The sequence below is a fragment of the Kribbella sp. CA-253562 genome, from assembly GCF_050942265.1.
In the GTDB taxonomy this organism is placed as follows: Bacteria; Actinomycetota; Actinomycetes; order Propionibacteriales; family Kribbellaceae; genus Kribbella.
On record NZ_CP192049.1, the window covers coordinates 5285008 to 5310652 of the forward strand.

At 66.0% G+C, this 25645-nt stretch carries 25 protein-coding genes and 2 pseudogenes; 16 read left to right on the forward strand and 11 right to left on the reverse strand.

Translation table 11 applies throughout. From position 1 onward, the window contains the following. The first annotated feature begins 6 nt into the window (after positions 1-6). The 5 genes and pseudogenes from ACQPXM_RS24955 to ACQPXM_RS24975 form a co-directional block, all read left to right on the forward strand. Positions 7-1590 carry a sugar ABC transporter ATP-binding protein gene (locus tag ACQPXM_RS24955; protein WP_432937383.1) on the forward strand — a complete coding sequence of 528 codons (1584 nt, stop codon included), beginning with the start codon at positions 7-9 and terminating at the stop codon, positions 1588-1590. After that, on the forward strand, positions 1590-2600 hold the full coding sequence (locus ACQPXM_RS24960; protein WP_432937386.1) for an ABC transporter permease: 1011 nt from the start codon (positions 1590-1592) through the stop codon (positions 2598-2600). The genes ACQPXM_RS24955 and ACQPXM_RS24960 overlap by 1 nt, the downstream gene beginning before the upstream one ends. A 22-nt stretch (positions 2601-2622) precedes the next feature. Next, positions 2623-3549, forward strand: coding sequence for a VOC family protein (locus tag ACQPXM_RS24965; protein ID WP_432937389.1), 927 nt, complete (start codon positions 2623-2625; stop codon positions 3547-3549). Between the two features lie 55 nt (positions 3550-3604). Beyond that, positions 3605-3769: a hypothetical protein gene (locus tag ACQPXM_RS24970; RefSeq protein ID WP_432937392.1), complete on the forward strand. Its 165-nt coding sequence runs from the start codon at positions 3605-3607 to the stop codon at positions 3767-3769. A gap of 52 nt (positions 3770-3821) precedes the next feature. Then, a pseudogene (locus ACQPXM_RS24975) lies at positions 3822-4007 on the forward strand (hypothetical protein); the annotation flags it as partial. Between the two features lie 133 nt (positions 4008-4140). Here the strand turns inward: ACQPXM_RS24975 and ACQPXM_RS24980 are convergent. After that, on the reverse strand, positions 4141-5367 hold the full coding sequence (locus ACQPXM_RS24980; RefSeq protein ID WP_432937395.1) for an MFS transporter: 1227 nt from the start codon (positions 5365-5367) through the stop codon (positions 4141-4143). 106 nt (positions 5368-5473) lie between these two features. Between ACQPXM_RS24980 and ACQPXM_RS24985 the strand changes: the two genes are divergently transcribed. Further along, positions 5474-5944, forward strand: coding sequence for a winged helix-turn-helix transcriptional regulator (locus ACQPXM_RS24985; protein WP_432937398.1), 471 nt, complete (start codon positions 5474-5476; stop codon positions 5942-5944). 556 nt (positions 5945-6500) lie between these two features. On the opposite strand, the gene ACQPXM_RS24990 is transcribed toward ACQPXM_RS24985, so the two are convergent. From ACQPXM_RS24990 to ACQPXM_RS25025, 8 genes are all read right to left on the reverse strand, one after another. Next, complete coding sequence (locus ACQPXM_RS24990; protein ID WP_432937401.1) at positions 6501-7319, reverse strand: alpha/beta fold hydrolase; 819 nt, start codon at positions 7317-7319, stop codon at positions 6501-6503. 154 nt (positions 7320-7473) lie between these two features. Then, positions 7474-8049: a hypothetical protein gene (locus tag ACQPXM_RS24995; RefSeq protein WP_432937404.1), complete on the reverse strand. Its 576-nt coding sequence runs from the start codon at positions 8047-8049 to the stop codon at positions 7474-7476. A gap of 78 nt (positions 8050-8127) precedes the next feature. Continuing rightward, positions 8128-9579: an MFS transporter gene (locus ACQPXM_RS25000; RefSeq protein WP_432937407.1), complete on the reverse strand. Its 1452-nt coding sequence runs from the start codon at positions 9577-9579 to the stop codon at positions 8128-8130. Between the two features lie 205 nt (positions 9580-9784). Beyond that, a complete protein-coding gene (locus ACQPXM_RS25005; RefSeq protein ID WP_432937410.1) occupies positions 9785-11053 on the reverse strand; it encodes a PucR family transcriptional regulator in 1269 nt (422 codons plus the stop codon). Positions 11054-11200: 147 nt separating this feature from the next. Continuing rightward, entirely contained in the window at positions 11201-11533 is a 333-nt protein-coding gene (locus ACQPXM_RS25010) for an ArsR/SmtB family transcription factor (protein WP_432937412.1), read from the reverse strand. Positions 11534-11597: 64 nt separating this feature from the next. Beyond that, positions 11598-12608, reverse strand: a complete 1011-nt coding sequence (locus ACQPXM_RS25015) for a zinc-dependent alcohol dehydrogenase family protein (protein WP_432937415.1) — start codon at positions 12606-12608, stop codon at positions 11598-11600. A gap of 188 nt (positions 12609-12796) precedes the next feature. Further along, positions 12797-13465: a S1 family peptidase gene (locus ACQPXM_RS25020; protein WP_432937418.1), complete on the reverse strand. Its 669-nt coding sequence runs from the start codon at positions 13463-13465 to the stop codon at positions 12797-12799. 175 nt (positions 13466-13640) lie between these two features. Further along, positions 13641-14363, reverse strand: a complete 723-nt coding sequence (locus tag ACQPXM_RS25025) for a TetR/AcrR family transcriptional regulator (RefSeq protein WP_432937420.1) — start codon at positions 14361-14363, stop codon at positions 13641-13643. Between the two features lie 91 nt (positions 14364-14454). Here ACQPXM_RS25025 and ACQPXM_RS25030 point away from each other — a divergent pair, with 91 nt between their 5' ends. Both ACQPXM_RS25030 and vanX read left to right on the forward strand, forming a co-directional pair. Beyond that, entirely contained in the window at positions 14455-15984 is a 1530-nt protein-coding gene (locus ACQPXM_RS25030) for a GMC family oxidoreductase (RefSeq protein ID WP_432937422.1), read from the forward strand. 82 nt (positions 15985-16066) lie between these two features. Next, positions 16067-16675, forward strand: a complete 609-nt coding sequence (gene vanX / locus ACQPXM_RS25035) for a D-Ala-D-Ala dipeptidase VanX (protein WP_432951076.1) — start codon at positions 16067-16069, stop codon at positions 16673-16675. Positions 16676-16862: 187 nt separating this feature from the next. Here the strand turns inward: vanX and ACQPXM_RS25040 are convergent, their stop codons facing one another. Further along, complete coding sequence (locus ACQPXM_RS25040) at positions 16863-17126, reverse strand: hypothetical protein (RefSeq protein WP_432937424.1); 264 nt, start codon at positions 17124-17126, stop codon at positions 16863-16865. 209 nt (positions 17127-17335) lie between these two features. Between ACQPXM_RS25040 and ACQPXM_RS25045 the strand changes: the two are divergent. Together ACQPXM_RS25045 and ACQPXM_RS25050 are read left to right on the forward strand one after the other, a co-directional pair. Next, positions 17336-17698, forward strand: a pseudogene (locus ACQPXM_RS25045) (peptidase dimerization domain-containing protein); the annotation flags it as partial. A gap of 337 nt (positions 17699-18035) precedes the next feature. Then, positions 18036-18413, forward strand: coding sequence for a hypothetical protein (locus tag ACQPXM_RS25050; protein WP_432951197.1), 378 nt, complete (start codon positions 18036-18038; stop codon positions 18411-18413). 267 nt (positions 18414-18680) lie between these two features. Here the strand turns inward: ACQPXM_RS25050 and ACQPXM_RS25055 are convergent, their stop codons facing one another. Then, positions 18681-19364, reverse strand: coding sequence for a haloacid dehalogenase type II (locus tag ACQPXM_RS25055; protein WP_432937426.1), 684 nt, complete (start codon positions 19362-19364; stop codon positions 18681-18683). Between the two features lie 52 nt (positions 19365-19416). Here ACQPXM_RS25055 and ACQPXM_RS25060 point away from each other — a divergent pair, with 52 nt between their 5' ends. The 6 genes from ACQPXM_RS25060 to ACQPXM_RS25085 all read left to right on the forward strand — a co-directional run bounded on the left by ACQPXM_RS25060 (position 19417) and on the right by ACQPXM_RS25085 (position 24760). Further along, on the forward strand, positions 19417-19998 hold the full coding sequence (locus ACQPXM_RS25060) for a TetR/AcrR family transcriptional regulator (protein WP_432937428.1): 582 nt from the start codon (positions 19417-19419) through the stop codon (positions 19996-19998). An 877-nt stretch (positions 19999-20875) separates the two neighbouring features. After that, positions 20876-21034 carry a HopJ type III effector protein gene (locus ACQPXM_RS25065; protein WP_432937431.1) on the forward strand — a complete coding sequence of 53 codons (159 nt, stop codon included), beginning with the start codon at positions 20876-20878 and terminating at the stop codon, positions 21032-21034. 50 nt (positions 21035-21084) lie between these two features. Beyond that, positions 21085-21198: a hypothetical protein gene (locus ACQPXM_RS25070; RefSeq protein ID WP_432937434.1), complete on the forward strand. Its 114-nt coding sequence runs from the start codon at positions 21085-21087 to the stop codon at positions 21196-21198. Between the two features lie 198 nt (positions 21199-21396). Then, positions 21397-22401 (forward strand): hypothetical protein, encoded by a 1005-nt coding sequence (locus ACQPXM_RS25075; RefSeq protein ID WP_432937437.1) that lies wholly within the window; start codon positions 21397-21399, stop codon positions 22399-22401. Between the two features lie 566 nt (positions 22402-22967). Continuing rightward, a complete protein-coding gene (locus ACQPXM_RS25080) occupies positions 22968-23762 on the forward strand; it encodes a hypothetical protein (RefSeq protein WP_432937440.1) in 795 nt (264 codons plus the stop codon). 356 nt (positions 23763-24118) lie between these two features. After that, a complete protein-coding gene (locus tag ACQPXM_RS25085) occupies positions 24119-24760 on the forward strand; it encodes a hypothetical protein (RefSeq protein ID WP_432937443.1) in 642 nt (213 codons plus the stop codon). The last annotated feature ends 885 nt before the right edge of the window (positions 24761-25645 follow it).

Sequence of the window (25645 nt, forward strand, 5' to 3'; positions counted from 1 at the left end):
CCGCCCGTGGGGAACCGGCCCGCCGCCCTCGAGGTCCAGGGCCTGACCAAGTCCTTCGGCGCGCAGGTCGCGCTGCACGACGTCGACCTGCGCACCGAGGTGGGCCAGATCCACGCGGTGCTCGGTGAGAACGGCGCCGGCAAGTCGACGCTGATCAAGATCCTCGCCGGGGTCCACAAACGCGACGCCGGCCGGATCCTGCTCAACGGCAGCGAGGTCGCCGAAGGCGCGGCCGGGCTGGCGTTCGTGCACCAGGATCTCGGTCTGATCGACACGTTGTCCGTCGCGGAGAACGTGGCGCTGGAGACCGGGTACGCCCACCGCCTGGGCTTCGTCTCGCACCGGCGTACCGAAGCCGTCGTGGCCGGACTGCTCGCCGCGGCCGGGGTCGACGTGGATCCGCGCGCGGTGGTGGCCCAGCTTCCCCAGGACCAGAAGGTGATGGTCGCGGTCGCGCGGGCGCTGTCGATGCAGGCGCGCGTGGTGGTACTCGACGAGGTCAGCGCGAGCCTGCCCGCCCCCGACATGGCCCGCTTGTCGGTCGCGCTGCGGGCGTCGCGGGCCAACGGCGTCGCGTACGTCCTGGTCACCCACCGCCTCGACGAGGTCTTCGACCTGGCCGACCACGTGACCGTACTGCGGGACGGCCGCGTACGAGCCTCGGTTCCGGTGGCCGACACCACCCACGAGCAGATCGTCGCCTGGATCGTCGGCGAGCAAGAGGCTGCATCGTCGGTGCCCTCGGCAACAGGTTCCGGCACGGCGGATGTTCCCCTCGCTGCTCACACAGCGACCGCCCGAGGCGCGCGGCATGGGCTCGCCGCGACACCTGGGCTGCAGGTGCGGGATCTGGTCGGGCCAGGTCTCAACGCGCCGATCCGGCTGACGGTCGAGCCGGGCGAGATCCTGGGGATCTGCGGCCTGATCGGCAGCGGCACCCGTGCGCTCGCGGGCCTGCTCGGCGGAGCCACGCGGCCGGTCTCCGGGAGCGCGACGCTCGGCGGTGCACGGCTTCCCCTCGGTGACAGCCGCAAGCTCCGTCATGCGGGATGCGCCTTCGTGCCCGGCGACCGGCTGGCAGCGGGCGCCGCCACCACCCTCAGCATCCGCGAGAATCTTTTCCTTGCCCGCGGCACCAGTCCGGGAGCGCACGACACCTCCGTCATCGTCCCGAGCACCGAGCGGCGGCTCGCTACGCGCCTGGCTACCAGGTTCGCCGTACGACCGCACGGCACGGTCGAGCGTCATCTCGGCACCCTCAGTGGGGGCAACCAGCAGAAGGTGGTCGTCGGCCGTGCACTCCGCTGCAATCCCAGGCTCCTGGTGCTCGAGGATCCGACCGCCGGTGTCGACGTCGGCTCCCGCGCCGAGCTGCACCGTCTGATCCGCGCCGCCGCAGCCGACGGCGCCGCGGTCGTTCTGCTGTCCACCGACTTCGACGAGATCACCGCCTTGTCCGACCGCGCCCTGGTCATGAACGCCGGCCGCCTCACCACCGAACTCACCGGTGACGACCTCACCACCGACCGCCTCGCCCAGCACAGCTACGCCCGTACCGAACCCGCCGTACTCGACCCGAGGAGAGCCTGATGGAATCGGCCACCGTTCAGGAGCATCGCGCCCGTCCGCCGGAGACCACCGGCTCCAGCCCGTACCCCGCGGCGCGCTCGCTGCTCGGCAAGTACTCCCTCGTCGTGGTGCTCGTGGTCGTGAGCACCGGTTTCGCGATCGCCGACCCGCTGGTGTTCGCGACCCTTGCGAACGCCCGGACCATCGCCTCGACCAATGCCACGATCGCGCTGCTCGCGCTGGCGGCGATGCTGCCGTTGGCGGTCGGCCAGTTCGACATCTCGGTCGGTTTCCAATTCGGGCTGGCCCAGGGGCTGTGCGCGGGCCTGATCGTCAACGAAGGACTGCCGGCCGGCGCGGCGATCGCGGTCGTGCTGCTGGCGGGACTGCTGATCGGAACGGTCAACGGTCTGCTGGTGGCCCGGCTCGGGCTGAACTCGTTCATCGCGACGCTCGCCGTCGGCATCCTGGTCCTCGGCACCACCCAGTGGTACACGGGCGATCTGACCATCAACGGCGCGATGCCGGACTGGTTCCTGAAGGCAGGCCGCGTGCAACTGGCGGGGATCCCGTTGCCGTTCGTCTACGTGCTGGTGGCCGCCGCCGTGCTGTGGCTGGCGCTCGAGTTCACCACCTGGGGACGGCAGGTCCACGCCGCCGGCGGCAACGCGAAGGCGGCCCAGCTGGCCGGCGTACCGGTGGCTCGGGTGACCGTGCAAGCGTTCGCCGGCACCGGAGTGCTGTGTGCCGTCGCGGGAGTGCTGTCGGTCAGCATCCTGGGCGCATCGTCACCGGTGGTCGGCCTCGGCGCACTGCTGCCGGCCTTCGCCGGCGCCTTTCTCGGCGCGACCTCGATCCGGCCCGGGCGCTACAACGCCCTCGGCACCGTGATCGCCGTGTACGTGGTGGCCATCGGGATCACGGGGCTGCGGCAGCACGGCGCCCTCAACTACGTCGAGCAGTACTTCTACGGGCTCGCGCTGCTGGTCGCCGTCTCCCTTGCGCGACTCACATCCAACCGCCCCACCTGAACCTCCGACGGAAGGACTCACCATGGCACTGCACCGGCTGAACAGCCTCACCCTCGGCGTCCCCGATCTGCACGCATCGGCCCGGTTCTACGAGGACTTCGGCCTGCGCCGGTCGAACGTTCCGGGTGAGTACGTGTTCGCGACCGAGGACGGCGGGGACCAGTTGATCCTCGTCCAGCGGCCGACCCGGCGGCTGGTCGAGGCGACCTTCGCCGCCGACGATCCCGACGACATCCGCCGGGTCGTCGCGAGCCTGCTGCGGCTCGGCGTCGAGGTCAGCTCGACCACCCTCGACTGTGCGGCGGTCGAGCGCGCGACCGGCGTACTGGTTCGCGTCGTCGTCGCACCACGGCTGCAGCAGGACTCCACACCGGCGCCGGTCTACAACGGCCCCGGCCGGATCCAGCGCGTCAACGCGCGTGCCGACGGCGTCGTCCGCGAGCACCGCGTCCGCCCGCGCAAGCTCGGCCACTTCGTGCTCGGCACGACCGACTTCGCGGTGACGAAGTCCTTTTTCGTGGACGGGCTGGGTTTCCGCGTCAGCGACATCGTCAAGGACTTCGGCGTGTTTCTGCGCTGCTCGACCGATCATCACAACCTGCTGGTCCAGAAGGCGCCGGTGCCGTTCCTGCACCACACGAGCTGGCAGGTCGAGGACGTCGACGAGGTCGGCCGGGGTGCGATGGACATGCTCGCCGGCCACCCCGATCGTCACGTCTGGGGGCTCGGCCGGCACTACGCCGGCAGCAACTTCTTCTGGTACCTCAAGGATCCGTCCGGCAACTTCGCCGAGTACCACAGCGACATGGACCACATCCCCGAGGACGCCCTGTGGACTCCGGAGATCCTGGAAGGTGCGCGTGGTCTCTTCACCTGGGGCCCGCCACCGCCGGCCTCCTTCCTCGACCCCGAGGACCTGGCCGACCTGATGATCTCCGGCCACGGCTGACCGGCCACCTCAGGCGGCGTACCTGCGAGGCACGGCGATCTCGTACTGCCATCCGGTGGGCATCTGCAAGCTCGGCACCGGCGATCTCGCGGTGGTCGATCTCGACCTGCGGGTGCACGGCGTCGAGGGCGGCGGGTCGCCGAAGGCTCCGTCATCCCCTCGTTGCCCTCGGCCAACACCAACGCCGCGGTCCAGCGATCGCCGAGCGCGCACGCCCTGATCCGAGGGCTTGAGAGGCGAAGTAGCAGCCTGGCGGGGTGGAGGGCGCACCCCTGAATCTCCAGACCAGCAAGGAGCATGACGTTGCAAGCGCCGACTTCGTCTTCGTGGACCAGCTTCTCCCCGGCATCCGGTGGGATGACGCACGGTTCGCGGCCTGGGACAACTTCACCGGTAAGCCGGTGGACGGCTGTTTGGCGAAATCGCCTCGTCGGGACCGAGCCCTGTGCGACGCACTGCGATCGATCATGGCGGCCGCCGGGCTGCACGCCGACGACGCCGAATGGTGGCACTACATTTCGCGCGACGAGCCTCCTCGGACAGGTACCCTCGACTTCCCGATCGCCTGACACCGGTGCCGACCGACCCCGCTCAGTCGGCGAAGACCGTCTCGGGGCGGCGATGTTTCGCGGTGGCCGTGCGCAGCGACCTACTCACGGCCATCGCGCCGATCAGGGAGACTCCGAAGACCACGCTGAACGCGATCGCCCCGGTCAGCAGGCCTGTCCTCAACCCGTTGGCCGTGACGATCGCGCCGAGTGCAGGAGCGCCGATGCCCTGGGAGATGTAACCGACAAGGTAACCGCCGGACACCATGCTGGCGCGGTGATGCGGAGCGGCGTACCGGTTGAGGATGGTCAGTCCGCCGGCGAAGTCGAAGGAGTAGCCGATCCCGGCACAGGCCGAGGCGAGGAAGAACACCACGATGGAGTGCGTCGTTCCGGTGACGACGAACAACCACACCGCGCCGGCCGAGAACACGGCGCCGAGGATCACGGTCGTCCAGCTGTCCAGCCGCTTGGCCAGCAAGGCGGTGACGGCGATCGAGATCGCGAAGACCGACAGCAGCGACCCGGTTACCAGCGCATTGTCGGAACCCGCGAGCTGGTGCGCGATCTTGGCACCAAGCGGGAGGACCAGCGAGCCGAGCAGGAACGACGAGGCGAACGCGATCGAGCCGGTCGTGAAGATCCACCGGTTCCCGCGCGGGATCACGATCGCGCGGACCCGCCAGCGCAACCTGGTCTCGTTCGGGGTGTGCCGCGGCAGCCCCAGGGCCACGAACCCGACCCCCAGGATCACGACCGCGAGCACGACGAAGGTCAACCGCAGTGGGTAGGGCGCGTACTGCGACAGCCCGCCGCCGACCAGCATCGCGAGCGCGATGCCGAACGCCGAGACCGCGGTACCGACGGCACCGGCCCGCTTCTCGGCGCCGGCGGCACTGAACTCGACCATCGCCACACTTGCCGGACTGAGCGACAACCCCACCCCGAGCCCCATGAACGCACGGCCGATCAGCAGCCATGTGACGTCCCGGGCCAGCACGAACAGCAGCACGCCGACGAGCTCGGCGGCCAGGCCCAGCAGGATCGCCGCGCGACGGCCGATGTGGTCGGACAGGTCGCCGAAGACCACGAGCACCGGGATCAGCGCGATCGGATAGGCGGCGAAGATCCAGGCGACGGTCGTCGAGGTGACGTCCCAGTCGGCCTGGTAGAGCGGGTAGATCATCGTCGGGCACGCGCTGGTCCACAGCGCGAGCGCGACCACCGCGCCGGCTGTCCAGAAACTGGCGCGCTCACTGAGCGATCGCACGGATCCTCCAAGAACTGCGGCCGACCGCCGCCTAGCTGAGTTGATTTTCTAAACCTAGCATCCGCTGGGTATAGTTTCGTAACCCAGCTCGAAAGGTGGGACGCCAATGCCCAAGTCACTCGGCAAGGACTCGACCTGCTCGATCGCGCGCAGCCTGGAGGTGCTCGGCGACCGCTGGACGCTGCTGATCCTGCGGGAAGCACTGATCTCGGGGGCGACGCGGTTCCACGAGTTCCGGGACGCGCTCGGGGTGGCGCCGAACCTGCTGGCCCAGCGCCTCACGTTCCTGATCGACGAGGGACTGCTGGCCCGGCGTACCTACCAGGAGACAGGTGCTCGCCCGCGCGACGAGTACGTACTCACCGAAACGGGCCGCAGTCTCAATCTGGTGATCGCCGCACTCAGCGACTGGGGGCGGACACGCCGGCCGCGCCCCGAGGGAACATCACCGGCCTTCGCCATCGAAGACTCCGGAACGCCGGTGCGACTGGCTTTCGTCACCGAGGACGGCAACCAAGTGGCGGCCGAGCAGTTGGTCGCCCGCCGTACCGCCGACCATGAACTCGTCGACCACTGAGATCACTCGCGGACGCCGGGTCGACATGTGGCGCAACAGTGCTACCTGGACCAGGTCGTGCACGACGCACGCAACCATCGGCAAGTTGCCCCAGGCACCGAAAGCCGGCGGCGACGGGGCGCGGCCCGGCCCACCACCACCTGGCTAGGCGGCTCCACCCTCGACGGCTACGCCGCAGTCGGACAGGACCTGCAAGGCGCGGTGTCCCGATGCACGCCCGGAGGTTCTGGTTCTGCCTCGACGAGTACGTCGTCGACCGAGTCGCCGGACTCACCGCACACACGCCGTGTTCGCTGATCCGCCTGACCCGCGGCCGCGAGATCGACCTGGCCGATCCGACCCAGCTGGCCACCGCCGTACGACTCCAGATCTGTTGCCAGTGGCAAAGGTCGTCAGAGCCGACGAGGGCGTGCCCGTACGCCGTACCTCGCTGGGACTGGACGGCACCGTCGACACGATCGCCTCGCCAACGACGCCAGAACCCTTTCGGACGCCGGCGCCGACGACGACTCGAGCGCGGTCTGGTCGGTGGACCGGCGACGAATCCTGTGTGCCGTCACCCGTTCTCCGTTGACGCGCGCGATTCGCCTGATGCGAAGAAGCCGGCCAGGAGCGCATGGAGTTCGTCCGGGTACTCGACCGGGATCCAGTGCCCGCACTGACCGAACAGGTAGATCCGGACATCGGGGAGCAGGGCACCGAGATGGAAGGCCGCATCAACCGGGACGACGGGATCCTGCACTCCATGAACGACCAGTACGGGGTGGCTGATGCGTCGAAGTGCGGAGTCGGTCACGGTGACAGGTGGTCCGCTCGCGAATTGCGCTTCGAAAGACCGCCGGACCTCGGGCCGAGTGGCGATCGGATAGTTCGTGGCGGCCAGCGCATCGACGTCCACCGGAATCGAGCCGGTGTCGTACACGAAGGACTTGTACATCGCCGCGAGCGCCGCGGGACTCGCGTCGAGGTAGAAGTCCATCACTCGCTGAAGCTCGCGCGTCACCGGGATGTCGAGGCCCGCGGACGCGAGCAGGGCCGCACGGTCGAACCTGTCGGGCGACTCACTCAGGAGCTGCAACGCGACTGCCGCTCCCATCGAGCTTCCGACCAGACAGGACTTGGCGATGTCGTAGTGGTCGAGCACCTCCAGCGCCTGCTGGACACGCAACCGGTTCCATTGGACCATCGTCCTGGGTGGTTCAGTGGGGTGCCAGCTGTCCGCGAACCCGATGAAATCGGGCGCCAGGCAGTAGTAGCGGTCGCTGAGCGCGTGGAGAGTGCTGCGCCAGTTCGAAAGGCCACTCGCACCCGGCGCGGCGCCGTGCAGCAAGAGGATCGGCGGAGCCTCGGGATCTCCGGTTCGATGGACTGTCACCGGCCCTTCCGCTGATGGCAGGGTCACCGCGTCACTCGCGATGATGCTGGAAGTTCTCGAATCGATCACTGACACCATGAGCCTCGTTCAAGGTCGTCGTCGAGCGGCACGACAGCGCCGGCCGGGCAACGCCACCCGGCCGGCGCTGAGTCGGTCAGACGGCTGTGACGGAGTAGGTCCGGGGCGTGAACTTCCCCGTCCGGCGAGCCTCGGCGAGGAAGTCCGGCCGCATGAATGCCCTGGGCTTGTCTCCCGCCACGACCACCATCAGCAACGCCGGCTCGTCGAGCGTCCCGTTCTCGCTGGCCAGGCAGGTGAACCGGCGAGACAGGCCGACCGGAAACGTGATGGTGTCAAGGGCAACGAGATCGACGTACTCGTCGTCGGCGTCGTTCCAGGTGAACCGCCAGGTGCCGGTCATCACCACGAACGTCTCGTTGGTGTCGTGGTGATGGCTCATGACACCGTGACCGGGCAGTGCCTCGACGTATCCGAGGTTGAAGCCTTCGGAGATCGGGATCGCCGAGTTCTCCGCGGCGTTCTTTCCCACGGGCGACATGACTTCCTGGCCGGGGACCTCGTCCGGCGGGTCGAAGCCGATGACGTTCAGAAGAGTGCGCTCACACCCGGGGATGTCACTGTCCGGAAAGCCACCGACGGAACGGGTCAGGTCGGTGAACCTGGCGACGCGCTTGAGCATGTCCTCACGGGACACGTCCTTGGTCTCCATATCCATTCCTTTCGACTGCAGGTTCGTCGTCGACACTTCGTTCGACAGTTGAATATTCCGGCGTACAAGTTGCCTGTGTCACTGTCGGCCCGGCACAGCGACCGGCCTCGTCTTGTTGCGATTGGCCAAATGCCCTCCGCGCAGCTGACGAGCGTGCAACTCTTCGATCTCGTCGAGGCTTTTGCCCTTGGTCTCCAGCGCGGGCCAGATGTACGTTCCGGCGGCGATCAGGGTGAAGACCGCGAAGAAGCAGAACGCAGGGCTGATCGCCGCTGCAGTGGCAGCCGGGGTGAGGACTGTACCCATGCCGGAGATGAACGCCAGAGCCGCCGGACCGGCGATCTTGCCCAGCCCTCCGAACCCGTACGCCGCACCGACGCCGCTCGCCCGGATCTGAGCAGGGAACATCTCGGACCAGAACGGCAGTCCGACGGCAAACGAGGCATCCATGAAGCCCCAGCCGATCAGCAGGATCGGGTAGAACAGCGCCACTCCGCCGATCGCTGCACTCCCAGGCAACACAGCGATCAGGATCATGGCTGCCGACGCGCCCGCCATCGCGACGAAACCTGTGGGTCTGCGCCCGAACCGGTCACTCGCCCGCGCGCCGAGCACACGGCCGACGAAACCGCTGAGGCTCACGAAGACATAGAGGAAGGCCGCACGAGCGGGCGTCACGCCGAGTTGCATGACGATGAGCGTCGGGCCCCACAGGCTCGCGCCGTAGTAGGGGACCTGCACGGCGAGGCTGTTCAGCCAGGTGAAGCCGACGCTGCGGCGGTAGCGAAACATGTCCCGCCATCGGCTCCGCGTGCCTTCGACGCTGCGCGGCAGGATCACCTCTTCCGGCTTGATCCCGAGGATCCAGGCAACCGAGCGCCGTGCCTCCTCCGGCCGCCCTTGGCGGATGAGCCAGGTCGGGGACTCAGGCACAGTCATCCGCACGTAGATGCTGACCAGTGCCGGCAGCAGACCGAGAAGGACGAGTCCCCGCCAGCCGACAACCGGACCGAGCAGCGCCGCTCCGGCGCTGCCGAGCAGGGTCCCCATCGGCACGAACACGACAACAAGCGCGCCGAGGAAACCCCTTCGGCGGGCCGGTACGAACTCCTGCACCAACGGCACGTCCACGACGATCAGACCCCCGACACCGAAGCCGACCACGAACCTCAGAAGCCCGAACGGCAGCCAGCCTCCCTCCGGAACCAAGGCGAGTGCACCGGTCGCGATGGAGAAAACCAAGATCGTCGTCACGAAGATGCGCCTGCGTCCGTACCGGTCTGCGAGGGCGCCGAAGGCGAAGGAGCCCAGGATGGCACCGACTCCTGCGGTGAGCAGCATGAACGCGCTCTGCCCGAAGGTCAGGTTCCAGGGTTTGGAGATGACCGTCAGGACGAACGCGACGATGAAGAAATCGAAGAACTCGAGCATGGTGCCCAGGACCGCCGCTGTGATGAGACCCTTTTGCCTCCGGTTGAGCGGACGCTCGTCGATCTGGACGAACGAAGCACCTGCAGCGCTGGTGTGCATGATGGCCTCCGCGTCATGATCCGGCGGAATCGCCGGGGAGGGGAACGCTCGGCCAGGTGGATGTTCTCATGGTGGCTCCTTGTCCGCAGCTGTGTCACGACCACAGGTTTCGTACAGTCTGCGAACGGGCCGACGTGGCGTCTGTGTCCTGACAGGAAAGATCAGAGCGTGCGATTTTGCCGATCGCACGAAGGCGCCAACGGGGCTAGCGGGCCGCGAGCGCCAGTTGCAGGGCGAGGCGGATGTCCGGGTTCTCGAGATCCAGCTCGGCGATCTCGGTCAGTCGCTTCACGCGGTAACGCAACGAGTTCGCGTGGATGTGCAGGGCATCCGCGGCCGCGCGGACGTCACCGAACGAACCAAGATAGACACTGAGCGTCTGCACGTAATCGGTCCCGTGCAGTCGGTCGTGATCACTCAACTTGTCCAGCAGGCCGCGCGTGAGCATCGGGCGGGTCCGCAAACCGCTCACGACTTCATGGACCAGAATCTGGTGGCGCATCGAGCTGAAGCAGCCGAGTCGGCGCCCGCCTGACCGGGCAGCCAGAAACCGGATTGTCACGTCGGCTTCAGCGCGCGACATAGCGGCAGTCGTTAGTCCGCGCCGGACGGAGCCGGCCGCGGCACGAATGTCCAGTCTCAGCACACGCTCGAGATGCTTGGCGGTTTGTTCGACGAGACCCGCCAGTCCGCGGTCGTTCAGGCTGTCAGTGGCATACAGGAGATAGATCTGCTGGTCGACCGAGCCCACGAGACCCGCGTGCAGCTTCATCTGTACGAAGCGTGCCAGTTCCCGTACCGCCCGTGCGCCGACAGCGACCGCGTCAGGAGCATCCGCCTCGACCTCGAACACCACGACCGCCGTACCGACCGTCTCGTGGTCGACCTTGAGTACCTCGCCGAGCCGCCGGGCCGGCAGACCGCCGCCCAGAAACCGCCGGAGCAATTGACCGCCTGGGTTCTCGTTCAGAGCCCAGCTGCGCCGCGCCAGCTCCGGCGCCAGAAGAACCGCGAACTCGCGCGCCGTGCGCTCGAAGTCGTCCGCGAACTCACCGGACCCGCTCATGAACCAGAGGTATCCCACCAGCTGCCCGGCGGTCCGGATGGGTTGGATGTAGCGCGGGAACGGCGAGCTCCACGGGATGTCCAAGCGGATGACGCCATCCCCGTGGAGGAGCTGGTGACGAACGCCTGACTCCTCCATCCAGCGCAGCCAGCGATCGGGCGTCCGGCGGTTGAGGATCGCGGATCGCCGCGGCTCGTCGTTGGGCTGGCCCTCGATCGCCGAGTAGGCGAGCACCCGGAAGTCGACGTCCTCGACCACCACCGGCCCGCCGATGAGGCGCGCGATCGAGTCGACGACATCGAACAGATCCTCGGCCACGTCACCGGCGACCACGCCGTCGCGAAGCTGAGACCAGGGCTCCTCGGCCACATCGGGGGCATCGATCGAGCGGGGGTGCGGATCTGTCATAGCCGATCGTCCATTGTCCGGTGCATGAACCGCAATATGAGGCGGCCGTCGGTCGTCGATCGCATTGCCGATCTGACTATTCGGCATGGACCCACGGATATGGCCGGCTGCTGCCGGCCACCGCCGGTGAGGCCTGGGCAAGGTCGATCAGGAAATCGGCTTCCTCGTGGCGCCGACGATCAGCGCGGTCAGGAAGCCGGGAAAGGCTCGCTCCATGTCGTCGGTACGGAGCCTGTTCATCCGCGACGTCCCGACGTAGTACTGGTGCAGGACGCCGGCTTGCCGCAGCGCGGTGAAGTGATGGGTCGCGGTGGGTGCCTTGACCGGAACCTCGATCGCGCCGCAGCTGAGGTCGTCGTCGGCAGCGGCGAGCTGAAGCACGATACTGAGCCGGATCGGGTCGGCCACCGCGGCCAGCACCCGGGGAAAGTCGAAGGCGTCGACATCGGGTTCGTCCGTGACGTCTTTCAGCCGTGCCATGCCGGGTCTCCTTCCGCGCCCCGTGATCCTACGTCTTCGCCGAACCCCCTTCGCCCACGGCGGTTCAGCCGACGCGGATGACGATCTTCCCGAACGCGCCGCGGGCGAGCTGATCGTAGGCCTTGAGCGCGTCGTCGAAGTCGTACACCGTATCGATCACCGGCCGAATCGCGTGCTCGTCGAGGAACCCCACCAGATCGAGGAACGCGCGCCGATGCCCTACCGCTACGCCCTGGAGGTGAGTCTGCTGCCAGAGGAGGTTCATCAGATCCAGGTTCGCACTTTGCCCGTCCAGGAAACCGATCACCGCGACCATGCCGCTGCCACGGGCAGCGCGAATCGAGTCTCGCAGTCCGTCACCACCGACGACGTCCAGCACCAGGTCGACGCCACGACCGCCGGTCAGCTCGAGCGCCGCGCCGGCCCAGTCGGGAGTCGTCCGGTAGTTGATGGTGTCGGTCGCACCCAGCTCGCGCGCACGAGCCAGCTTGACGTCGCTGCTCGATGTCGCGATCACCCGGGCCCTCAGCGCCGCGGCGATCTGGATGGCGAAGATCGAGACGCCACCGGTGCCCTGCACGAGGACCGTGTCACCGGCACCGATATCACCGTGCTCGCGCAACGCGGCCCACGGCGTCAGCGCCGCGATCGGGAGTGTCGCCGCCTCCTCGTCGGTCAATGCAGCCGGCGTCGGGACAACGGCATGTTCGCCGATGACCTGGTACTCGGCCAGTCCGCCGTGCAACGGTCCACCGATCTGATGGTCGGCGTACTCCGGAAGCCACGGACCGTCCTGCCAGGTCGAGTAGAAGTGCGAAGTCACCCGGTCGCCCACGGAGTACTTCGTCACGCCTGAGCCGGTCCCTACCACGACACCGGCGAAATCCGCGCCGGGAACAAGACCCTTCGGCATCTTCTCCGGGGCATAGACGCCGTCCACCAGGGCCTTGTCCCGGTAGTTCAGCGATACCGCCGAGACCTTGACGAGTACCTCTCCTGCCGCGGGCTCCGGCATGGGCACCTCCCGCAGGTTCAAGTTGTCGAAGCCGAAGTCATCCAGCGTCCAGGCGCGCACGGTCAAACCTTTCATCGAGGAAGAGGGCACCATCGGCCCACCGACTCATCATGACCGGAATTTTGATCTGGATCAAATTTGATGGAGACCGAAGTTCCATTACGGCCTGTCGCCGTTCGGAAGACCTTGGAGGTCATCCGCTCCCACGGTGGCTGACGCTGCGGTCAACCACCCGCGCGGCCGAGATGTCATCCCATCGTCTGCTTGATCCAATCCATGTGCGGTGCGATACCGGTGTAGACAGTCCAGCCCTCCGCGCCACAGTCGCCGATCGGCCCACGACTCGTGACCGCGACGACCAGGTTGCCGACTGTTGCCGGCGTCCCCGAATCCCCGTTGCACGTGGTCCCTTCGACAGAGACCTTCACGCAGATCTCGTCGGCACCGCCGCACTGACCGAGCACCGTGGTGTCCAACTGCTTGAGCAACCGTGGCGATGCAGGTTGCTCTTGCGCATCCATCCCCCAACCGAGAAGCCGGATCGGTCCGCTGGTCGGCATCGGCCCTACCCGCAGTGGTCGCTGGTGGACCGGCTTCACCAACTTGATCAGGCCGATGTCGCCCGTCGCCGGCTGGTACGTCGAATCGACGACGCCCATCGCGCCACCTCGGATCCGGTCGTTCGATCCGATTCGAACTGGACTCCCCTTCTGCACCATGGAGAGGCAGTGCCCTGCGGTGACAATCCACCGCGGAGCGATCAGTCCACCGCCACATCCGTGCCCGTTGCCACTGTGACCAAGGTCGACGATCCACGAGTGCTGCACCGCCGTCCGCCCACCGATGATCGCCGACGCCGACGCCGGCACCAGCGCGAGTCCCAGCACCATCACGAGCCCACCGACCAGCCTTCGCATGAGTTCCTCCATCGCAGTGAGTTGGCGCGGCTATCGTCGTACGGGGTTCGATTCCAGCAGCAGTCCGCCGGGCGGTTGTGACATGACCGCAGGAATCGACCGCGCCTCGCCTCGGGACCAGCTGACAGTCAGTTGCTGCCAGCAACCTGCTCGCCGTCGGGTTGGAAGGGACCTGCTATCCGGCGGAGTCAGCCAGACGGCGTAACCAGTCGTCAAGGAGAGCCATCTCCGCCCTGCTCAACGGATGGACACCGGTCGCCGAGTCCCCGCCGAGTGCAACCCGAAGCGCCGCCGCCTGCGCGGACACGACCGCCGATGGCGAGACCTGCGCCGTCTCCGTGGTGATAGTGCGAATGATGCTGTCGCGGGCCACGGCAGGAAGGTCAGGGTCACGATCGGCCGGAGACTGGTAGATCTGAGTGAGTACGACCCCGATGCCGTTGGCGTACATCAGCGCGGTGGCGCGTTCGACGCTCATCCGCAACCGGCCCACCGCAGCCACCCGCGCGATCATGGCGCGCAGCCGGGCCACAGCCTGAGACCGCAGCGGCGACACCTTGCCATCGGCGGATCCGCCGTACATCAAGATGTAGAACGCAGGCTTCGACAGCCCGAACTCGACATGCAGGTCCCACGAACGACGCAGGTCGTCGACCGGATCGTCGGTTTCACCGAGATCGTGCTTGTCGCGCAGGTAATCCTCGAAGGCCTGCCGCGCCACCGCGTCGAGCAAGCCGTCCATGTCTCCGAAGATCCGGTAGATCGTCGGGGGCTGCACGCCTGCAGCAGCGCTGACCGAGCGGGTTGTCACCGCATCCCGCCCCCCGTCGCTCAGCAAGTCGGTAGCAGCCAGAACGATGCGGTTCCGGGCGGCCGCCCGGGCAGTACTGATTGGCATGTTATCGACACTAACCGAAGTCGAGAATCAAACGCATGATACCAATGCTATAACTGAACTGTTATCGCTGGAAACATGAAGGAGTCTTGACGTGAGTGACTACGACTACGTTGTCGTCGGCGCCGGCACAGCAGGCTGCGTACTGGCCTCCCGACTTTCGGAGGACCCGGCTGCTCGCGTCCTCCTGCTCGAAGCCGGCGCCGCCGAACCCCTGCCAGAGGTCGCGATCCCACCCGCCTGGCCCGCCCTGCTGACCAGCTCGATGTCCTGGGGAGAGGTCACCGTCCCGCAACCCGGCACGGGTGGACCCGTGCCGCTCCCCCGTGGCCGCGGACTCGGGGGCTCTTCGGCCATCAACGCCATGACGTTCGCCCGCGGCCACCGAACTAGCTACGACGCATGGGTCGAGGCGGGAGCGAAGGGTTGGGGCTTCGATGATCTACTGCCGTACTTCCAGCGCAGCGAAACCGCTCCGGGCCGCGATCCCCAGGTGCGCGGAACCACCGGGCCGCTCACCGTCGCCCCCGCCACGCCCGTGAACCCGGTGATCGCCGCATGCCTCGAAGCCGCCGCAGAGATCGGCCACCCCCGCGCGAGCGACGTGAGCGGGGGCTTGGATGAGGGCTTCGGCGCGGCCGATCAAAATGTCGTCGACGGTCGACGTCAAAGCGCGGCGGACGCCTACCTGACACCGGCTGTCCGCGAGCGGCCCAACCTCACGATCATCACCGGCGCTCTCGTGCACAGGCTTCTGATCGAACGTGGCCGATGCGTCGGAGCTGAGTACTCCGTCGCCTACGCACAGCCGGCGCCCGTCCGTTGCGCGGGCGAGGTTGTGCTGGCCGCCGGTGCTATCGGCTCGGCCCAACTGCTGATGCTGTCCGGCGTCGGACCGAAGCAGCATCTGCGGGACGTCGGCGTCGACGTTGCCTTGGACCTGCCCGGTGTCGGCGGCAACTTCCATGACCACCCGACCGCGGCGGTCGCGTACAGCGCCCACCGGACGGTGCCGCAAGGAAATTCCAACCATGCCGACGCGTTCGGTTTGATCCGGACCGATTCCGCGCTGGACGCCCCGGACCTTCAGCTCCTGTTCGTCGACGTGGCGCAGGTCGCCGAACACGGTGGTTACCAAGGTGCCCCTGCCAACGGCTTCACCATTCGACCATCGGTGATGCTTCCGCGCAGCCGCGGCACCGTGCGCCTTGCAGGCCCAGAGGCGGGAACGTCGCCGAACTTGGACCCGAACTACTTCGAGGACGACTACGACATCCGAACCATGGTCACCGGCCTCCGTCTGGCCCGCGACATCGGCCGAGCCAAGGCACTGGACAGCTGGCGTGACGCCGAGCTCGCGCCCGGTCCGGATCTGGACGACGACGCGGAACTCACGACCTATCTCCGGACGACGATGATCTCGTACTGCCACCCGGTCGGCACCTGCAAACTCGGCACCGACGACCTCGCGGTGGTCGATCTCGACCTGCGGGTGCACGGCATCGAGGGACTCCGGGTGGCTGACGGATCGGTGATGCCGTCGTTGCCGTCGGCCAACACCAACGCGACGGTCTACGCGATCGCGGAGCGCGCGGCCCACCTGATCCGAACGGCGTCCCACTGACGCCGGCAAAGCCGGCAACTGTCTGAAACCGAAACAGAAAGCAGCATTGATCATGACGAGCGGCATCCTGCTGGACGAATCGATGCAATCCGACTTCGTCTTCGTCGACCAACTGGTTCCGGGCATCCGGTGGGATGCCAAGTACGCCACCTGGGACAACTTCACCGGCAAGCCGGTGGACGGCTACCTGGCGAATCGCATCGTGGGAACCAGAGCTCTGTGCGATGCGCTGGACAGTGCGCGGAAAGCCGCCGCCGCACTCGGGTTCGGCCTACTCCTGTGGGACGGCTATCGCCCGAAGCGCGCCGTGAACTGCTTCCTGCGCTGGTCGGCGCAGCCAGAAGACGGCCGGAAGAAGTCGAGGCACTATCCAAGGATTCAGCGACCCGAACTCTTCGAGCAGGGATACGTGGCAACCAGGTCCGGTCACAGCCGGGGCAGTGCTGTCGACCTGACGCTCTACCACCTGGAGACCGGCGAACTCGTTCCGATGGGCGGGGACCACGACCTGATGGACACCGTTTCGCATCATGGCGCAAGCGACATCACGCAGACCGAGAAACGCAACCGCCAGATCCTTCGTTCGGTCATGGAGGACGCCGGTTTCGAAGCGTACGCGTGTGAATGGTGGCACTACAAGCTCCAGGTCGAGCCTTACCCGACCACCTACTTCGACTTCCCGATCAAGTGACACGCGTCACCGATCCCACTACCTGAAGGGTTTTGGACGTGACGAACAATTACGACGTCGGTCGGCGGCGTCTCCTGCAAGCGTTCGGCCTGACCGCGGCGGCGGGGCCGTTGGCGATGGCCGCAGCTGATCCAGTGCTCGGTGCGTCACTGGGGTATGACGAGAGCAAAGGCATCGATCCCGCGCTTTACCGGGCTCCGAGCGGACTGGCGCTGACCAGTGACGCGAAGAGCACTGCGCTGGCCTGGCTCGAGGCGAACAGGGCCGAGGTCGTGCGGCTGGCCGACGCGATCTGGCAGTACGCCGAGCTGTCGCTGCGCGAGTGGAAGTCCTCGCTCGCGGTCGCGGCGCTGCTGCGCAAGTACGGGTTCACGATCCAGTGGGGTGCCGGCGGGCTGCCCGCGGCGTTCGTCGCGACGTACGGGTCGGGAGGTCCGGTGTTGGGCTTCAACGCCGAGTACGACGCACTGCCGGGGTTGTCGCAGCAGCGCGGCGCGAGCAGCCACGATCCACTGGTCTACAACTACGACGCCTATGGGCCGACGTACGGCCCGGGGCACGGGGACGCGCACAACCTGCTCGGCGCAGGGTCGACCGCGGCGGCGATCGCACTCAGCCAGGCGATCCGGGCGCACGGACTGAAAGCGACTGTGATGGTCTTTGGCACCACCGGCGAGGAGCAACTGGTCGGCAAGCCGTACCTGGTCAAGGCCGGCGTGTACGACGGGGCTGGACGCGTTCCTGGACTGGCACCCGTTCAACAACTCACTGGCCTTCTGGAACACCACCAGCGCGCTCAGCTCGGCCACGTTCACCTTCCTCGGCGCGGCCGGGCACGGCGCCAATCCGCTGGGCAACAAAAGCGGCTTGGACGCGGCGTTGCTGATGGCAACGATGACCGAGTACCTGCGGGAAAAGAACGTCGCCGCCTCGGGCCGGTTCCACTACGCAGTGATCAACGGGGGCGGCGCCCCCAACGTCACCCCGGACATGTGCTCGATCTGGTACTTCATCCGCGAGGGCAGCCCGGCCCGGGTCAAAGTGCTCTACGACAAGATCGTCGAGTGCGCAAACGCGGCCGCTCAGGCCAGCCAGACCAAACTCGTGCATAAATTCCACTCCGCCACCTGGAACACGCTCGGCAACAAAGCCGGCGCCGAACTGCTCAACGACAACATGCAGCAGCTAGGCGCACCGGTGTTCAGCGCGGCCGACCAGGAGCTGGCGAAGGCGTTGCAGCGGTCGGTCGGGAGGCCGGACCGGACTGCCGATCGGCCTCATCCCGCTCACTCCGCCGCCGGCGGCATTCGGCGGTGGGATCTCGACCGACACGGCCGACGTCAGCTGGCGCACGCCGGTGATGACGGCGCTGGTGACGACGTTCCCGGCCGGGCTGCCGAACCACAACTGGACGGTCACGGCGACGGCCGGCAGCTCCATCGGGCATCAGGGCATGCTGTCCGCGGCCCGCTACCTTGCCGCTACGGCGATCGACCTGGTTCAGCAGCCAGACCTCCTTGGTGCGCTCCAACAAGAGTTCAAGGAGCGTACGGCGGGCGTCGAGTGGGCGAGCTTGATCGCCGACGGGCAGCAGCCACCGGTGTACGAGCCGCCGGCAGACTTCCTGGCCGCGACCGGGATGCACTGGCCACCGCCCGGGATCCGCTGGCCGGTCCCCGAAGTGGTGGCGGCCGAACAACTCGGCACCACCGGCCCGAACCTCCCACCGGTCAGCTAGGTCTACGATCCGAGCATCCGCCGATGAGCTGAGCCGACCGGGCGTTGCTTCCAAGGGCCTCACGCTCGGTCGGATTGTGGTGGATCCCGAGGACGGACGACTGCCGTTTTCATCACGGCCGCCCAATGACGTTTCCTCAGGGGTCCGTGCGCCGGACAACGGAATTCGTGATCTCGGATGTTGCTGTAGGCAAGCTTCCGGTTCAGCCCGTTCAGCTGGTCGAGAGCGTAGGAGACTCCGAGTCTGTTCGGGGTCCCGCCGAGAGCTTCAGGCAGCGCTCGGCGCGAGACGCTCTGCCAACTGCTCGAAGTCGGTGGCCGTGAGATCAGGGGATGTGAACATGGCCGGGTACGGCGTCCGCCGCCGGTCCACGTACCAACCTTGGAGGCCGGCGCGCTTCGCGCCGTCGATGTCCCAGGGATGCACCGCCGCCAGTGCCATCCGCTCCATCGGCACCTTGCAGACATCAGCCGCGTATTCATAGGCAGCTCGATGCGGCTTCCAGCGTCCCGGCACTGTCACGTCGAGCCGGTGCTCCAGTAACGGCAGCAGTCCGGCATCGGTGAACATCTGTTGCGACATTGCCGCCGAACCGTTGGTCAACGTCACAATTCGTATACCCAACTCGTGAAAGCGCCGCAGCCCAGGGACGACATCCGGATGGAGGGCCAGTTGGGTGAAGCCCGAAAGCACGTCCCGGATTGCGTCCGCACTGGGCTCGATCCTCGCAGCGACCAGTTGACCAGCCAAGATCTCGGCACCAATCGCACCGAACTCGGCCGTCGCATCGACGGCAGCCAGCGCGAAGCCATCTCGGAGGACTGCCGCGAACCAGGTATCGAAACCATGCCCCGGCAATCCGGCGGCCTCGAACCGTTGCCGCATCGGTGTCAGATCGGACAGCGTCTCGTTGACGTCCAGCACCAGCACCTCAGGGCGGCTTGCAGCCATGAGCGATTCCCTCCTAAACTTGGACCACTCGTTCCAAGATAAGGGGTATGCGGTGCCCGATGTCAAACATTTCGAGCCCGACCAGGTGCTCGCTACGGCGGAACGGCTGTTCTGGCGGCAAGGTGTCGCATCGACCGGCATCCAGGACATCATCACAGCCACCGGGCTGAGCCGGTCCAGCCTCTACAACTCCTTCGGCGGCAAGGATGCGCTGTATGTCGATGTCCTGCGTCGATACCTCGACCGACGATCGAGGCCGATGTTCGCTTCGCTGGCCGCCGATGCGCGAGGGGTTCCCGCGATCAAGGACTTCTTCCACCGCCTCATCTCGGTGCGTTGCACGGGCGAGTTCGCCGGCTGGGGATGTCTGGTGTCCAACGCTCACCTCGAACAACCATCCAGCGCAGCGAAAGCGGTACTGGACGCCCATCAGACCAGCCTCAAGGAAGCCCTGCAGTCAGCATTGGAGGCCGCTGACACCTGCCGGCAACTGCAGTCAGGTCTAGATCTGACCGCGACAGCCGAACACTTCGCTTTGCTCGCTTACGCCATCAACCTCCGGTCCCGCGCCGGCGCACCGCCAGAGCATCTCCGGACCGCCACCGACGCAGCGCTGACTCCCCTGCTCGCCTGAACTCACATCTCGTAGAGTCGAGTGAAAGTGACCGTCGCATACCGACCCTTCGGTCACAACGTCCGGGATCGCAACCCTCAGTCTTACATCTACCCGGACGATCCCGGCGCGCGGATCCTGGTCTTCAGTCACCAGACCAACACGTTCCGGACAGGGCCCGTGGACCAATGGCTGGTCAGCGCCGAGAGGTCCGGGACCCTGCACTGGCAGACGGTCCTGACGAAGGGCCGGCTGACCAGCGTCAATGCATCTACACCCCCGACCGCGTTCTTCTCCGCGAGGTCGCAGACAACCAAGGTCCTGCCTTCCGCATCGCCGCGTTGTCTGGCCAGGAGTTTGCCGCGCACCTGAAGCAGGCGTTCCGTAGGAGGTGGACTCTTCGGTTTCCGGCAGGCGAATCGCGACCACGTCAGCCCAACTGGACGTCCGTTGCCTCCGATCACCGTCCGCTGTGCCGTGATCAATTGTGCTCGTTGGCAACATGTTCCTCGGAGAACGGAACGTACCTCGCACATCAAGAAGAGGTGACACAAGTTAGCGTGTCACCTCTTGATGAATCAGCTGTTTCAGTGTCCGAGGGGGGACACGCACCTTAACCACACGCCTAGGCCTAGCCGCAGGAGCCTGACTGGCCGTACATCGTCGACTGAGGCGCAACGGAGACATGTTGACCGGTGGGCAGCTAGCGCACCATGCTGATCAGTTGCGCTGGTGCGCCAGATCGCGTCCGCTCTCGCCTTCATGCTACATCTCTCGGCCGTCTCCTTCCGCCTGCCGACATTCGAAGATGCGCTTACCAACGACGAGATGGAGGAGTTCTTTGGGCGGCAGCCTTGCCTCGGAAGGACACCCCAGAATTGAACCGAACGTCTTCTTGGTGAGTGTCGCCACCGGTCGGCACCAGTTCGCCGACACCTTGGCCTTCGTCGCCGAGCACTACGACTACCAGCCGCAGGCCTTCACCAATGGCGACGTTGACAACGCCGCAGGTCACAACGAGGGCTCCTGCAAGACTCTCATCCTCGCCCGCCTGTAAGGCTTCACTAATCAGCACGCGTTGCTGGCCTTCGCGGGCACCATCGCGCTGTGCTGACGAATTCCGGCGGCAACGACGACACCAACATCCGCAACATGATCAACCACGGTCTCGATGGCGTGATCTTCGCCGACCAACCGCTGCGCCGAACGTGTCAAGACTGACCGAGGAGCTCGTGGCACGCGGTCTGGATGTCGGCCGACGAGGGCCGCAAGTCTGTCGTAGCAGCAGCGCGGTACCGCGCTCGCAGTGACAGTCCGCCTGATTCCGATCGCCCAACCACGCCAGCCAACTGACGCTGGTGGAGTGCGACCTCTCGAAATCGAGTTGGTCGGTGACACCTAGCGCGAGACGATGGCCGGGTGCTGCGTATCTACCTCGACCAAAACAAGTGGATCGACCTAGCACGTGCTGCGACCGGTAAGCCGGCCACGGCAGGTGTCCACGACGCGCTTGAGATGTGCCGCGCAGCGGTTCAGTCGGGGGCTGCGTCGTTCCCACTGGACATGTACCGGTACTGGGAGACCAGCAAGCGAGGCAACGACAGGTCGCGCGACGATGTTGTTGACCTGATGTGGGAGCTGTCGCAGCAGCACACCATGGCGACGCCGGTGGCGCTGCTCGACCGTGAGATCGACCTCGCTTTGCACCGACGCTACGGGCGCCCAGAACTACCGCGGTCTCGCCAAGTGTTCGGCGTCGGAATCCAGCACATTGTTCAGGGTCGGTTGGAGTTGCCCGACATCTATCTGAGCGCGATGTTCAGCGACGGGGATATTCCTGCGGGCGTCCGAGCGCAACTTGACCAATTAGTGGGAGAGATCGTTGAGGAGCAACTCTTACGCATCGGACCACGCACTCTCAGCCGGCTCGGCTACGGCCACAGTTCGTCCGACCACGCCGAACGATTCGTCGCCTTCGAGAACACCGTCGCTGCTGCCATCTCCCAGCAGAGACTCGCCGGGTATGCCATCGACGTGGCCGTCCGCGCGACGGATCTCGGCGACATCCGACCAGCCTTGGTCGACGCGCTCGACCGCATCGACATGAGCTACCGGCAGTTCCTGGAGCACATCACCGTCGGCGAGGTGATGTCGTTCATGGACGATCTACCCACCCGCTACGTCACGAACGTCATGCGCAGTGCGAAGCACCGCGGTAAGGAGCAGAAGTGGGAGCCCAACGACTTCGCCGATATCTTGGCACTACCTGTCGCGGCGGTGTACTGCGACGTCATCGTGACCGAGAAGCAATGGGTGCACCACCTGCGCAACCGAAAGGTCGATCAGCGCTACACCACGCGCCTACTCTCCAATGTCTCCGACCTCGTCAGCGTACTGGTCAACGCCCCGAGCCCAACTTCGTGAGAACACCGGAGAGGTGCGAACTCAACGCGCGAGTCCAATCGTGCATTGAGCGGAGCAGCTGCTAGCAATGCCAAGCGGAGACGGCTAGGCGCATGGACAGCCGATATGCCGCCAGGCTGCTAGACCGATCATCCGACTGCCGAGCAAGGCGGCGGAGGACGTACAACGCCACCGCGCCACCGTGACCAAGACGACTGCTCCCTGTTCCTTGTAGGCCGAGCGGGCTCATCGGATGAACGGACCTGGTTGGCGGGGAGCGCCCCTCGCACGTCACCCGCGCTTCGCATCTGACCAGAGACCGGGAATCCGGGCCCCACGATCCTGCTGCTCCAACCCGCCAAGGTCCGCGGATACGGAGTCGAACCATACCCGCCCTCCTGAGTGTTTGTGTGTGCCCTACCCGCGCTTTCGAGTGCGTATGCCTCGACCTACCTGACGGCGGCAACGATGCTCGCGGCCTGTTGACACCGTTCATCAACGCCTGCATCCCGGCTCGGCAGAGCTGAGTTCAGCGGCGATCGCGGCGCTGGCCTGACATTCTCGCGCTTCCACTTAGGGTAAGCAGCATGGCCATCTCGGACTTCACCTTCCCCGACCACATCGACCAGAAGATCGCTACGGCAGCCGGCGACGCCGCATTCGGTCGAAACGTGCTGGCCACCCTTGTCGATGGATTGCAGGATGCTAGCCGGCGGCCAAGGACCGACCGCCAATGGGGACCTGGCGTGCTCGGCTGCTCGATGTGGATGGACGATCCGGAGTTGATCGACGTCCTCAGCCACATGGCAAACGTCTGCGTCGTGATCACCAAGCAACTCCAGAACAAGTACACAAAGCCGACGCTGAAGTCTTTGACAGATCTTGCCGCAACCAAGGGGATCCTCCAGGCTGCCTATCCTGAATTGGCCGAGCTTGCACCGAGGCAGAACGGCCAGCCGTTGATCGTCGGTCCGTCCGGACCCTCGTGGGTCGACACCAGTGAGATCGGTGCCGTTCGCGAAGTCGGGTTCCGCAAGGTTGGCAACCAACTCGTTCCGATCGTCCACGCCAAGATCATGTTGCTGGGCCGTATGGCCTGGACAGACGAGCACCCGTCGGGCGACGTCGGCGACTACCACTATTTTGTGCCCGAGAAGCTGTGGATCGGATCCGCTAACTTCACCAAGAGCTCTCGCACAAGTCTGGAGATGGGCTTGTGGACCACGGACAAGGACCTGATCGCAGGCGCTCGCGACTGGCTCCTGACGCTCGTGGGACTATCAGAGCCGCTCGGTTCGGGTCCTGACGTACTCGATCCTGAACTGCTCTCCGTCGAGTACGACGAAGCCGCCATTGCCGAGTATTTACGAGACCAATCATGAGTTGAGGGAACCTCGAAACCCACTGCGGGACCTCCGCCCTCAGCAACCCCGGGCAGGTCGGACCATTTCTTCGATCGAGGCAGCTGCGTCGCTCGGAGCTGCGGTTCGCCGTCGGGAGCGCCAACTGGACACTGCCCATCGCAGTGATCCGCGGCGATGCACACCCGGGAAACCTAATGACGTCGCACGACGGCGGGGTCGTGCTGCCCGAACTCGACTAGTCAGCACCGGCCCAACCGAGTGGGTCTCGTCGCGTCACCACGTAGCAGGTGTGCTTCGCGATCTCCGGGCTCAGTACGACGACTTCGCCGCGCAGTCAGCGGCAACATCCAGAGGCCTTGGCGTAGTGTCTCGCCGTGCATGACAACGATCGATCGCAGCGGAGCACCTCCCGTAGAACCGATTGGTGGCCTCCCCCGATCAAGCCGATGCCGATGCGCTCACCGAAGTATCTCCTCGGCGTTGCGCTAATTCCCCTACTTTTCACCACGGTGGGCGCCATTAGTTCGTTCTTGACGTGGTCGCGAAGCGACTGGGGATCGGTGTGGGGCGCGGTGGGGCAATGGATGGGCGCGATAGGAACGCTCGCCGCCGTCATAGTGGCGCTCTGGATCGCTCGCACAGAAGCGCGAGCCGCCGTCAGGGAAGCGCGCGAGCGGGGCATCCGAGAACTCGAAGCAGAGAAACGAGTTGCGGTCGAAAGAGCCAGTCTGGTCATCGCAGAGGTGACCCAGGTACCCCTGTCGATTCGCCAGCCCAGCGATCCACAGTGGGTAGTCCAGATCGTCAACTATGGGCCGACGCCTGTCGTGTTGCCCCGACTCGAAGGGTTCGCGCCGGTCTGGATGACCAGACTCGCCTACTGGAAGTTCGAGAATCCAACGGACCCAAACTGGGAGATCGATCACGACCCGCCAGCAGCACTCGGTACCGGAGAACGGATTACGCTGCCGGTGTCGATCAGCTACAAGCCCGCTCTAACCAAAGGATTGGGCTAGGTCAGACCGATCCCTGTGATCGCCTACACCGACAACTCAGGCCGCCGCTGGCGGCGGGCCGGCGTCAACCCACCGCGACTAGCGAGCGGTAAGTGGTTTCCACCTGGACCAGCCTGGTATCAGGTACCGATCGGATGATGTGTACACGCACGTCGAGCGCCGACATAAATGTCGGCAGGAGGGTAGGTTGCGTCAGTCTTGGGATCGAGGCTAGCCCGATTAGTTCACTCGGAACACCGGTCCGCTGAGCATCGCCCGTGCGGTCGAATAGCAGCATCGCTAGTTGATCGCCTCACGGTCGGTCCCCTCGCTTGCGTCGGGCGTGAAGCCGGCCATTTGGCAAGGTCCCGTTTGGGCCGCGAAGCCGCTGGCGCAGGCGACCCTGGAGCGTAGAGAGGGCAGCTCGGAGAAAGCGGTCGCGTGCTGGAGGAGGTCCGGTACTGGCCCGGACCAGCGGTGCGGCGGTGCATCTGGTGCGCGCCGACGAAGCGGAAAGCGAATACGACCAGGTCGTCGATCTCGATGACGACCGATACGCCCGTGCCTGATCGATCGCCGCCTGGCTCAAGTGCGGTCGACGGGCATCGATGCACCGACGATGTCGCCGACGTGCTGGACGAGGACGTTTCGCAGCTGACCCTCACCAGAGCTCGTGAGCTCGGCGCCAACCTCGTCGTGGTAGGCACGCCCCAGCCCGAACGGCTCGTGAACCTAGTATTCGTATTTCGCGCTCTACGATGTGACCTGTGCTCGATCCACCATCGATTGGCAGGAGGAAGCACGTGTTCAGGTTGACCGCGCAGCGGTACTCGCACACGACCAGCTGCAATTAGTCGATCTGGTAGGCCCCGTGGCTCGCGCGTTGGTGAACGTCCGGCAACCGTG